Annotated in this window: 10 protein-coding genes and 1 riboswitch; of the genes, 3 read left to right on the top strand and 7 right to left on the bottom strand. The window is 66.8% G+C overall.

What is annotated here, in order from left to right:
- Positions 1-55: 55 nt before the first annotated feature.
- Positions 56-370 carry a DUF3597 domain-containing protein gene (locus tag CA237_RS15410; protein WP_277600140.1) on the top strand — a complete coding sequence of 105 codons (315 nt, stop codon included), beginning with the start codon at positions 56-58 and terminating at the stop codon, positions 368-370.
- Positions 371-1,086: 716 nt separating this feature from the next.
- Here CA237_RS15410 and CA237_RS15405 read toward each other — a convergent pair.
- Complete coding sequence (locus CA237_RS15405) at positions 1,087-2,619, bottom strand: aminoacyl--tRNA ligase-related protein (protein WP_126014618.1); 1,533 nt, start codon at positions 2,617-2,619, stop codon at positions 1,087-1,089.
- Between the two features lie 52 nt (positions 2,620-2,671).
- Positions 2,672-2,839 (bottom strand): hypothetical protein, encoded by a 168-nt coding sequence (locus tag CA237_RS19740; protein ID WP_164523892.1) that lies wholly within the window; start codon positions 2,837-2,839, stop codon positions 2,672-2,674.
- Between the two features lie 246 nt (positions 2,840-3,085).
- Between CA237_RS19740 and CA237_RS15400 the strand changes: the two genes are divergently transcribed.
- Positions 3,086-3,982, top strand: coding sequence for a DMT family transporter (locus CA237_RS15400; RefSeq protein ID WP_066690187.1), 897 nt, complete (start codon positions 3,086-3,088; stop codon positions 3,980-3,982).
- Between the two features lie 2 nt (positions 3,983-3,984).
- Here the strand turns inward: CA237_RS15400 and CA237_RS15395 are convergent, their stop codons facing one another.
- On the bottom strand, positions 3,985-4,839 hold the full coding sequence (locus CA237_RS15395) for a formate/nitrite transporter family protein (protein ID WP_084401542.1): 855 nt from the start codon (positions 4,837-4,839) through the stop codon (positions 3,985-3,987).
- Positions 4,840-4,974: 135 nt separating this feature from the next.
- Between CA237_RS15395 and CA237_RS15390 the strand changes: the two genes are divergently transcribed.
- Entirely contained in the window at positions 4,975-5,985 is a 1,011-nt protein-coding gene (locus CA237_RS15390; RefSeq protein WP_066690189.1) for an acyltransferase, read from the top strand.
- Between the two features lie 46 nt (positions 5,986-6,031).
- On the opposite strand, the gene gcvPB is transcribed toward CA237_RS15390, so the two are convergent.
- From gcvPB to gcvT, 4 genes are all read right to left on the bottom strand, one after another.
- Positions 6,032-7,606: an aminomethyl-transferring glycine dehydrogenase subunit GcvPB gene (gcvPB, locus tag CA237_RS15385; RefSeq protein ID WP_066690191.1), complete on the bottom strand. Its 1,575-nt coding sequence runs from the start codon at positions 7,604-7,606 to the stop codon at positions 6,032-6,034.
- Complete coding sequence (gcvPA, locus tag CA237_RS15380) at positions 7,603-8,961, bottom strand: aminomethyl-transferring glycine dehydrogenase subunit GcvPA (RefSeq protein WP_126014616.1); 1,359 nt, start codon at positions 8,959-8,961, stop codon at positions 7,603-7,605. Before gcvPA ends, gcvPB begins: the two co-directional genes overlap by 4 nt.
- Before the next feature lie 146 nt (positions 8,962-9,107).
- Positions 9,108-9,479, bottom strand: coding sequence for a glycine cleavage system protein GcvH (gene gcvH, locus CA237_RS15375; RefSeq protein ID WP_066690195.1), 372 nt, complete (start codon positions 9,477-9,479; stop codon positions 9,108-9,110).
- A gap of 15 nt (positions 9,480-9,494) precedes the next feature.
- Entirely contained in the window at positions 9,495-10,697 is a 1,203-nt protein-coding gene (gene gcvT / locus CA237_RS15370) for a glycine cleavage system aminomethyltransferase GcvT (RefSeq protein WP_084401544.1), read from the bottom strand.
- Between the two features lie 166 nt (positions 10,698-10,863).
- Positions 10,864-10,952: riboswitch (glycine riboswitch) on the bottom strand.
- Positions 10,953-11,013 lie beyond the last annotated feature (61 nt).

The following is an 11,013-nucleotide window of genomic DNA, read 5'->3' as shown; positions in this document are numbered from 1 at the left end:
TTTGCACGAAGAAGACGTCCACCCAGTTTCCTCTACGGCTCGTGGCCTCGTATCTGTGTATAAGAGCCAGGACCCCCCTCCATCGCCACCCGCCCCCGCCGCGCCCCAGCCGGTCGATCCGATGACCGCGATCGAACGCATCGCGGCGCAGAAGGGCAATCCGCCGCTCAACTGGCGGACGTCGATCGTCGACCTGATGAAGCTGCTCGACCTCGATTCCAGCCTCGACAACCGCAAGGAGCTGGCCACCGAATTGGGCTATACCGGCGCGAAGGACGGCAGCGCCGAGATGAATATCTGGCTGCACCGCGCGGTGTTGCAGGAACTCGGCAAGGCCGGTGGGCAGGTGCCGGGGAAGCTGAAGGATTGAGGGTCGCGTCCTGACCTACTCGAACCGTACCCCGGCGAAGGCCGGGGTCCAGTTGGGGGACGTCAGCGAGTTTATGGCAACCATTCCGTAACTGGACCCCGGCCTTCGCCGGGGTACGGTTGGACGGAGGCTGTTACCAGACGATAAGCCGTACCCCCGCGCAGGCGGGGGTCCAGGCGAGGTGCAGCTTCTGTGACTTGCCGGCCGAGCCGTACCCCCGCGCCGGCGGGGGTCCAGGGTTACAAGCGCTACCGTTAGTGACTCTGGATCCCCGCCTGCGCGGGGATACGCATGGTTTCTACCGGCTGGTTGCCACAACGTGCCCCTTACCCAATCGTCACCCCGGGCTTGACCCGGGGTCCCGCTTCTTCCCAACCACCGGACAGAAAGCGGAACCCCGGATCAAGCCCAGCGTGACGTCACGTCGCCTTGATTCACGCGCACCCCCGCGCAGGCGGGGGTCCAGGGTCAAGCGCGTTACCGCTTGCGGGCCTGGATCCCCGCCTGCGCGGGGATACGCGCGACAAGGATACGCGCTTGCTGGCCGTGCCGTCTGCCCCCCCGCCTGCGCGGGGATACGGCCCGCGATGGGGGTGGACAACGACCAGCCCCACCCCTGTCGTCACCCCGGACTTGACCCGGGGTCCCGCTTTCTTGCCAGCGGTTGAGATGAAGCGGGACCCCGGATCAAGTCCGGGGTGACGTCGGGGCCGGCGTCAGTACGCCCGCCCGATCAGCACCCGCTCCACCGCCGGCGCACCGGTGAACACGCACGGGCCATCGTCACACCCGGTCTGCCCCAACGGCGCATTACGGATCGTGAGCTTCAGCCCCTTCAACCGCTGCACCACCGCCTCCAGCGCATCGCCGGTCGGCTTCGACCAGCGGACATCGACCCAGCCGGGGTTCTTCGCGCCCGACGCGAAATGCGCCTCGACCCCCGCCCAGTCATCGACCGGTACGATTGCGGCACGCAACTTCTCGGTCGACTGCGCCAGCAACGTCGCCTGGATATCGGCCAGCGTCGCGCCGACCTCGCCCACGAAATCGTCCTTCGCGACGACCGCGCTGTCGAGCTTGCCATCGGCGCGGTACAGCCGGTCACGCCGCACGACCGACACATTGCCGCCGGCCATGTCGCGCCCGCCGACCTCAATGATCACCGGCGCACCCTTCTTGACCCAGCCCCAGCGCTTGTTGGCGGCCTTGGCCGGTTTCAGGTCGAGCAGCGCGCGGACCGGTTCGCCGAGCGCGGTCTGCCTGGCCAGCGACGCCTGCAACTCGCGGCAATAGGCGATCAGCAGCTCGTCCTCGGGCGCATCGCGCAGCATCGGCACTATCACCACCTGCCACGGCGCGATCGCGGGCGGCACGCGCAGCCCGTCATCGTCGCCATGGACCATGATGACCCCGCCGATCATCCGCGTCGACACACCCCAGCTCGTCGTGTTGGCGTGTTCGAACTGGCCCTCGGCATTCTGGAACCGGATGTTCTGCGCATGGGCGAAGTTGATGCCGAGGAAGTGCGAGGTGCCCGCCTGCAATGCCTTCCCGTCCTGCATCATCGCCTCGATGCTGTAGGTCGCGACCGCGCCGGGGAAGCGTTCATTCTCCGGCTTCTCGCCCGCGATCACGTGCAGGCCGAGACAGGTTTCGGCGAACTCGCGATAGACTTCGAGCATCTTGAGCGTCTCGTCGCGCGCTTCCTCCGCCGTGGCATGGGCGGTATGCCCTTCCTGCCACAGGAATTCGGCGGTGCGCAGGAACATGCGGGTGCGCATTTCCCAGCGGACGACGTTCGCCCACTGGTTGATGAGCACCGGCAGGTCGCGCCACGACTGGACCCAGCGCGAAAAGGCGGTGCCGATCACCGTCTCGCTGGTCGGGCGCACGACCAGCGGTTCCTCCAGCTTCGCTTCGGGATCGGGGGTCAGCCCGCCCTTGCCGTCCGCCACCAGCCGGTGATGGGTGACGACCGCCATTTCCTTGGCAAAGCCGTCGACATGCTCGGCTTCCTTTTCGAAATAGGACAGCGGGATGAACAGCGGGAAATAGCAATTCTCATGCCCCGTCGCCTTGATCCGGTCGTCGAGCAGCCGCTGGATCCGCTCCCAGATGCCATAGCCCCAGGGCCGGATGACCATGCACCCGCGCACCCCGGATTCCTCGGCCAGATCGGCCTCGGTGATGACGGCTTGATACCAGGCGGCGAAATCCTGTTCGCGCGTGACGTTGAGAGCGTGCTTCATGGGACCGCGCGATAGCGGCAAACGGGGCCGTTCGCCAAGCGGGGATACGCGCTCAATCGCCCGCCAACAGGATCGCGGCGATCACCAGCCATGGCAGGACGGCGATGGCGAGCCAGAACAGCAACGTCGCGCGCGGGCGCACCGGCACCGCGGGACGAACGATCTGCTGGGCGGGAAAGGACTTTGCCCCCGCAGTCCGACTAATATCGTTGCATTTCATACGCTTCGCTCCGGCGATCCACAGTCGCCATGCGGTAGCACCGCATTCCTTGCACGGCGCCGCACGACCCGGCGGCGTCAACTTCCGCAGTCGACGTGTCATGGCGATGGCCGTGGCGGGCTGCCGCCCTCCACCACGGCGTCATGGTTAGCGATTCCTTCGCGGTCGACTTTGCGCAACCTTCGCAACTTTCGCGGGCACGCGCGCGGGGTGGCGTCGGCGCGCTACAGCCTGTAGGTGCCCCCCATGCCCGGCGACCGTATCCTGACGGGGTTGGCGCTCCGCCTGCTCGCGATCTTCTTCCTGTCCACCATGTCGGCACTGGTGAAGCTGGCCGAGACGCGCGGCGCGTCGCTGCCCGAAACCATGTTCTATCGCCAGCTGTGCGCGCTGCCGATCGTGCTGGGGTTCGTCGCGGCAGGTCCGGGGCTGCGGTCGCTTCGCACCACGCGGTTCAAGGGGCATCTGACCCGATCGATGATCGGACTGGTCGGCATGGTCTTTACCTTCGGCGCGGTGCTGCTGCTGCCGCTGGCGGAGGCGACCACGTTCCAGTTCACCGTGCCGATCTTTGCGACCTTGCTCGGCGCGCTGGTGCTGCGAGAGCGGACGGGCTGGCAGCGGTGGAGCGCAGTGCTGGTCGGCTTCGTCGGCGTGCTGGTCGTGTCGCAACCGGGCAGTTCGCACGTGCCGCTGTTCGGGGCGTTCGTCGGGCTCATGGCGGCGCTGTTCGTCGCCCTCGTCGCGATCGCGCTGCGCCAGCTGCGCGACGAGCCGGCGGGGACGACCGTCTTCTGGTTTTCCACGCTGACCCTGCCGTTCATCGCCACCGCCTATGCCTTCGACATCCGCTCGCACGACTGGCTGACCTGGGCCAACCTGGTCGCGATCGGCATGGTCGGTGGCATGGGGCAGATCGCGCTGACCGCCGCATCGCGCGCCGCGCCGGTCGCGGTCGTCGTGCCGATGGACTATTCCGGCCTGCTATGGGCGACGGTCTATGGCTGGCTGTTGTTCGGCGTGCTGCCGACGCCGATGACCTGGGTCGGTGCGCCGATCATCATCGCCAGCGGCCTGTTCATCGTATGGCGCGAGCACCGGCTGGGGCGGCAAAAGGTCCGCGCGATGGTCGAGGAGGACTGAGTTCAATCTTCCTCGATTTCGCCCCGTACCTGTGCGTGGGCCAATAGCGCGAACAGCACGCTGCCGCCGACGATATTGCCGAGCAGTACCGGAACGAAGAACGCCAGCGCCTGTCCCGCGCCCATGTCGCCGTGCAGCACCAGCACCCACATCTCCGCCGACCCGGCGACGACATGGGCAAAGCCGCCCAGATCGATCAACCCGGTCAGCAGCACGATCAGCGTCACTTTTTGCCCTTCGACGCTTGGCAAGGTCCACACCACGCTGGCCAGCAGGATGCCGGAAGGGATGCCGGCCAGGAACCCTTCCATCCCGACATGCTTCAGCACGACCCCGCTTACCTCGAGCAATTCGGCTGCCTGTTCCGACCCCAGCCCGCCGAGCATGGCGAAACCGGCAAAGGCGAAGGTGCCGATCAGATTGGCGAACAGCACGATGCCCCACAGGCGCAGCGTTCGCGCCAGGTTGCGCACCGACGGATCGGTCGCGAGCGGCAGGACCGCCGACAACGTGCTCTCCGTGAACAGCTGCATCCGCCCCAAGATCACCACGACGAAGCCGATCGCATAGCCGAGCGCCTGGAGCAGCGGCGTCCATGGGCCGGCGGGGACAGCGGTTTCCATCACCGCCTTGCCCAGCAGCGACAGGCCGATGGCGATACCGGCGGTGATGCCCGACCACATCAGCGACGCGGCGGGCCGTTCGAGTTCCTCGATCCCCTGTCGCCGGACCACTTCGTGCACGATCAGCGCGGAGGCGGCACGGCGATCGTCGACCACCTCTTCCTGTTCGGGATCCAGCGCGACCTTGCGCTCTTCCTCGGTCGCCGCGTCGGCGGGGGTGGATGTTTCGGTCATGTACCGATGGCAACCGGTCGCATCGGACAAGGTTCCGTCAGGCAATGCGTCGCCACGCCGCCGCGGAAGGTGCCGTGCGGAGCCACGGCGCGACGATTAACGCGGTTTTGACTCCGGTGGCCGCACATCGGGCGAATGGTAGGAACCGCCCCCCGCCGCCCCGCCGACCGGCTGCGGGAGCTGGACGCCTTGCGTGGCCTCGCGGCGCTGGCGGTCGTGCTGTACCACTACAGCTATTTCATCCAGTTCATGGTGCCGGGGACAGCGCTGCCGCACCTGCAACTGCGTTGGGGCGATGACGGCGTGAAGCTGTTCTTCGCCATTTCAGCCTTCGCGATGCTGGCCACGCTCGAACGGACGCCGACCCTGGGGGCGTTCGCGCAGGCCCGTGCCCGGCGCTTGCTGCCCGAATATTGGCTGGCGATGATACTGACCGGCATCGTCGCATGGACGTTCCGACCGGCGCGGCTGGCAGTCACTCCGCTCGAATGGCTGGCGAACCTGCCGCTGATGCAGAAGCTGACCGGGGTGCCGATGGTCGACGGCGTCTATTGGACGCTCAATGTGGAGGTCATCTTCTACGCCCTGATCGCAATCATGTGGCGGATCGGCGCGCTGCGGTCGATCGAGCGGCTCGTCCTCGGATGGCTCGCGGTCCGGTTGGTGTGCTGGCTGCTGCCGACGCCGGGCTGGCTGCAGTTCGTCCTGCTGACCGAACATTGCATCTGGTTCTCGGTCGGGCTGATCGCCTATCCCGTCTGGCGCGGTACGGTTCGCTGGCAGGATCAGCGGTTGCTGGCGGCGGCGATGCTGGGCGTACAGGCATTGACCGGTGGTCTGCACGCCACGCTGCTGTTGATCGCGATGATGGCGCTGTTCCTCGGGATTGCAACCGGACGGCTCCGCGGCCTCGACCATCCGCTATTATTGTGGCTCGGCGCGATCTCCTACCCGCTCTATCTCGTCCATGCCGTGATCGGCTATGCGATCATCGCCCGGCTGCAGGCGGCAGGCATCGGCGCCGATATCGCGCAACTGGTCGCGCTCGCCGCGATGATGGCGCTGGCGGTCGTGGTCGGGCGGGTGTGCGATGCGGCGCGGGCCCGGGCGAAACCGGCCCCGCGCCTGCGCGAAGCGATCCTCTGACGCTGGCGCTATCATCCCGCCCGGTGACCGGGCGGGACGGCGGCGATCATTCGGCCGCTTCCGCCACCGGCGCGACGCTGTCCTTCCACGCCAGCACCGGCTTGCGTGCCGCCAGCGTTTCGTCGAGGCGACGACGCGGGGCGAAGTGCGGCGCGGACTTGAGCGCGGCATCGCCCGCCTTGGCGCGTTCGCCGACCGACTTCAGCGCACCGATGAACTGGTCGAGGGCCGCCTTGCTCTCGGTTTCGGTCGGTTCGACCAGCATCGCGCCGTGGACGACCAGCGGGAAATAGACCGTCATCGGGTGATAGCCCTCGTCGATCAGCCCCTTGGCGACGTCCAGCGTCGAGAAGCCCTCGGCAAGGTTCGCATCGCTGAACAGCGCTTCATGCATGCACGGGCCGCTGTCGCCGAACGGCGCGTCGAGCGTGTCGTCGAGGCTGCGGAGGACGTAATTGGCGTTGAGTACCGCGTCTTCGGCAACTTGTTTCAGGCCGTCGGCGCCGTGGCTGAGGATGTAGCTCAGCGCGCGGGTGAACATGCCCATCTGGCCATGGAATGCGACCATTCGGCCGAAGCTGTCGGCGTGATGCTCGCCGGCGGTTTCCTCTTCGACCAGCACGAAGCGGTCGCCCTGCTTCTCGACGAACGGCAGCGGCGCGAAGGGGGTCAGCGCCTTCGAGAACACCACCGGACCCGAACCCGGACCGCCGCCACCATGCGGGGTGGAGAAGGTCTTGTGCAGGTTGATATGCATCGCATCGACGCCGAGATCGCCCGGCCGCACCCGGCCGACGATCGCGTTGAAGTTCGCACCGTCGCAATAGACATAGCCGCCCGCCGCATGCACCGCGTCGGAAATTTCCTTCAGGTCGCGCTCGAACAGACCGCAGGTGTTGGGGTTGGTGATCATAACGCCGGCAACGTCCGGACCCAGCCGGTCCTTCAGCGCCTGCGTATCGATGCGCCCTTCGGCGGTGGCGGGGATCGCCTTCACGGTGAAGCCGGCAAACGCCGCCGTCGCCGGATTGGTGCCGTGCGCCGATTCAGGGACGAGGATGACCTTGCGATGACCCTCGCCGCGCTTTTCCAGCGCCGCCTTGATCGCGAGGATACCGCACAGTTCGCCATGCGCGCCCGCCTTGGGCGACATGGCGACCGAATCCATGTTGGTCAGCGTGACCAGCCAGTGTGCCAGCTGATGGATCAGCTCCAGCGCGCCCTGCACCGTGTCGATCGGCCCCAGCGGGTGCAGATCGGCGAAGCCCGGCAGCCGCGCCATGCGTTCGTTCAGGCGCGGATTGTGCTTCATCGTGCACGACCCCAGCGGGAACAGGCCGAGGTCGATGGCGTAATTCTGCCGCGACAGGCGGGTATAGTGGCGCACCGCCTCCGGTTCCGACAGGCCGGGCAGACCGATCGCGCCCTTGCGGGCATGGTTGCCGAGACGCGAGGCAACCTTGGGCGCTGCATCGATGTCGACGCCGGTGGTTTCGGTCGATCCGATCTCGAAGATCAGCGCCTCTTCCAGCATCAGCGCGCGGTTGCCGGTAAAGGTCGCCTGTGCTGCCTGCGAAGCATCGCCCATTTCGGGACGCCAGCCGCTCTGGTTCACGCTCATGCCAGTACCTCCGTCAGCGCTACGGCAAGCGCCTCGATATCTTCCTCGGTCACGGTTTCGGTGACCGCCACGACCAGACCGTTGGCCAGCCCCTCGTCGCCCGGATAGAGCCGGCCGAGCGACACGCCGGCCAGCACGCCGCGATCGGCCAGTTCGCGCACCACCGGCCGCGCTTCGGTCGGCAGCTTTAGCGTGAATTCGTTGAAGAAGCTGTCGTTGACCAGTTCGACGCCCGGCACCTGCGCCAGACGATCGGCCGCCGCGCAGGCCTTGGCATGGTTGACCTCGGCCAGCTGCCGCAGCCCCTTTTCGCCGAGCAGCGTCAGGTGGATCGAGAAGGCGAGCGCACACAGCCCCGAATTGGTGCAGATGTTCGACGTCGCCTTTTCCCGGCGGATATGCTGTTCGCGGGTCGACAGGGTGAGCACGAAGCCGCGCTTGCCCTCGGCATCGACGGTCTCGCCGCAGAGGCGCCCCGGCATCTGCCGCACCAGCTTTTCCGAACAGGCGAACAGGCCGACATAGGGACCGCCGAACTGGAGGCCTACGCCGAGCGACTGGCCTTCGCCCACGACGATGTCGGCGCCCAGATGGCCCGGCGCCTCGATCGCGCCCAGTGCGACCGGTTCGGTCACGACCGCGATCAGCAGCGCCTTTACCGCATGCGCCGCATCGGCGATGCGCTTCAGGTCGGGGATACGGCCCAGAATGTCCGGATACTGCACGACGACGCACGACGTATCGGCGTCGATCTTTTCGATCACCCGATCGTCGTCGGTTTCGGCGACCAGCCACGGGTCGGTCACGTCCAGCACGTCGCCGGTGTACTTCGCCATGGTCCTGGCGACCGAGACGTAATGCGGATGCACCCCGCCCGAGAACACCGCCTTCGCCTTGCGCGTCACGCGGCGGGCCATGGTCACCGCTTCCCATGCCGCGGTCGAGCCGTCGTACATCGACGCGTTCGCCACGTCGCAGCCCAGCAGCCGGGCGACCTGGCTCTGGAATTCGAACAGCATCTGCAGCGTGCCCTGGGCGATTTCCGGCTGGTAGGGCGTATAGGCGGTCAGATACTCGCCACGCTGGATCAGGTGGTCGACGCTGGCCGGCACATGATGGCGATACGCACCACAGCCGAGGAAGAACGGCACCGACCCCGCCGCGACATTCTTCGCCGCCAGTGCCGACAGATGCCGCTCGACTGCCAGCTCGCTGGCATGGTTGGGCAGACCGGGCACCGGCCCGTCGAGCCGGGCGGATTCGGGAACGTCGACGAACAGGTCGTCGATGCTGTCGGCACCGATCACGGACAGCATGTCCGCGCGGTCGGTCGGGGTCAGGGGAAGATAGCGCATGATGGTCCTACTGCAGAACCGCCATCGCATCCGTCATTCCGGCGAAGGCCGGAATCCATGGACACGGGCGGCATCGAAATATCGGAACGGCCCGTATCCATGGGTCCCGGCCTGCGCCGGGACCACGATGGTGTCGGGCGCGATCCTTACAGCCGCGCGATATACGCGGCGTACTTCTCTTCATCCATCAGCTCGCCCAGCTCGCTCTCATCGCGGAGCGTCAGCTTGAAGAACCAGCCATCGCCTTCGGGGTCTTCGTTGACCAGCGCCGGGTTGTCGGTCAGCGCCGCATTGCCCTCGATCACCGTGCCCGATGCCGGGGTATAGACGTCGGAAGCGGCCTTGACCGACTCAACGACGGCGGCATCGTCGCCCTTGGTGAGTTCGCGACCATCGGCGGGAACGTCGACGAACACGATGTCGCCCAGCTGCCCGGCGGCATATTCGGTGATGCCGACCGTCGCGACTTCACCGTCGACTTCAATCCACTCATGTTCCTGCGTGAAAAAACGGCTCATCGGGGCAACTCCCTCTTAACGGACGTAACGATGGGGGACGAACGGCATCGGCACGACCCGCGCCGGATGCAGCTTGCCGCGCTGGCGCAGGGTGATCGCCCCGCTTTCCGCCAGCGCCGGCGGGCAATAGGCCATGGCGATCGGCGCCTGCACGCTCGGCGCGAACCCGCCCGAGGTGACGTGACCGACGACATTGCCGTCGGCGTCCACGACCTCGGCGCCTTCGCGCACCGGCTGGCGGCCTTCGACGATCACGCCGATCCGCTTCAATTGCGGGCCGGCGGCGCGTTCGGCGAGGATACGCTCGGCGCCGGGGAAGCCGCCTTCCTCGCGACGACGCTTCGACAGCGCGAAACCCAGGTCGGCGGCGACCGGAGTCGTATCGGGGCTGAGGTCGTGGCCATAGAGCGGCAACCCTGCTTCGAGGCGCAGCGAATCGCGCGCGCCCAGACCGATCGGCTTCACTTCCGGTTCGGCACAGATCGCGTCGGCAAAGGCGGTGGCGGCGTCCTCGGGCAGCGAAATCTCATAGCCGTCCTCGCCGGTATAGCCCGAACGGCTGATCCACAGCTTGTGCCCGTTCCATTCGAACGCACCGGCGGTCATGAAGGTCAGCGCGGCGACGCCCGGCAGGATGCGATCCAGCGCATCGACCGCCTTCGGCCCCTGCAACGCCAGCAGCGCGCGGTCGTCGAGATGGTTGAGCGTGATCTCGTCGGCCAGATGCTCGCGCAGATGGCCGATATCGTCATATTTGGTCGCACCGTTGGCGACCATATAGAAGGCGTCCTCGCCGGCCGCCGCATCCATCGGGAACGGAACGCCGGGGTCCGCCGCATCCAGCCGCGTGACCATCAGGTCGTCGAGAATGCCACCCTGTTCGTCGAGCAGCAGCGAATAGCGCATCTTGGCAGGCTTCAGGATGCGCAGATCGCCCGGCAGCAGCGCTTCGAGCGCGGCAGTCGCATGCGGTCCGTGGATCACCAGCTGGCCCATGTGACTTACGTCGAACAGCCCGGCGCTTTCGCGCGTCCACAGATGCTCGGCCATGATGCCTTCATACTGGACCGGCATCGTATAGCCCGCGAACGGGACCATGCGGCCACCCTTCGCCCGGTGCCAGGCGTCGAGCGGCAGCACCTGCGGCGGCAGTTCCTCGACCGGATCGGTGCCGTCGGCGCGCAGTTCGTGGGCGGGTTCGGGCGCAATGTCGCTCATGGGCCACATCCTTCGTGATAGGGACGATCGACGGACGCAGGGGCACAGCGCGCCCTGCAACCATCGCCCCCTCTGTCACGGAACCTGAGAGCTTTCGCGGGGCACATGCCCTGCTTACCCCTTCGGTGGTCCGACCGTTATGGCCGCAACGCTTTCCAGAGTATCGTGGCCCCGCGCGGTCCCTGTTGCCTGAGAGATTCCGGGGCGGTTGCTCCTTCGGCGGCGGATCACTCCGCACTCTCCCGCGCGTGGCGTCGGCTGCAAGCCTTGATGCCCGAACCTCTGGCTTGGGCGTGGGGATTAGTCAATCGGGAAA

The sequence above is a fragment of the Sphingomonas sp. ABOLH genome, from assembly GCF_003951715.1.
Taxonomy (GTDB): domain Bacteria; phylum Pseudomonadota; class Alphaproteobacteria; order Sphingomonadales; family Sphingomonadaceae; genus Sphingomonas; species Sphingomonas hankookensis_A.
Note: the sequence above shows the minus strand (reverse complement) of the source record. Positions and strands in the feature narration are given on the sequence as shown.

What these genes read in the sequence shown, in the direction of transcription:
- CA237_RS15405 (WP_126014618.1), bottom strand. Translation starts at nt 2,619, where the DNA reads ATGAAGCACGCTCTCAACGTCACGCGCGAACAGGATTTCGCCGCCTGG.
- CA237_RS19740 (WP_164523892.1), bottom strand. Translation starts at nt 2,839, where the DNA reads ATGAAATGCAACGATATTAGTCGGACTGCGGGGGCAAAGTCCTTTCCC.
- CA237_RS15400 (WP_066690187.1), top strand. Translation starts at nt 3,086, where the DNA reads ATGCCCGGCGACCGTATCCTGACGGGGTTGGCGCTCCGCCTGCTCGCG.
- CA237_RS15395 (WP_084401542.1), bottom strand. Translation starts at nt 4,839, where the DNA reads ATGACCGAAACATCCACCCCCGCCGACGCGGCGACCGAGGAAGAGCGC.
- CA237_RS15390 (WP_066690189.1), top strand. Translation starts at nt 4,975, where the DNA reads ATGGTAGGAACCGCCCCCCGCCGCCCCGCCGACCGGCTGCGGGAGCTG.
- gcvPB (WP_066690191.1), bottom strand. Translation starts at nt 7,606, where the DNA reads ATGAGCGTGAACCAGAGCGGCTGGCGTCCCGAAATGGGCGATGCTTCG.
- gcvPA (WP_126014616.1), bottom strand. Translation starts at nt 8,961, where the DNA reads ATGCGCTATCTTCCCCTGACCCCGACCGACCGCGCGGACATGCTGTCC.
- gcvH (WP_066690195.1), bottom strand. Translation starts at nt 9,479, where the DNA reads ATGAGCCGTTTTTTCACGCAGGAACATGAGTGGATTGAAGTCGACGGT.
- gcvT (WP_084401544.1), bottom strand. Translation starts at nt 10,697, where the DNA reads ATGAGCGACATTGCGCCCGAACCCGCCCACGAACTGCGCGCCGACGGC.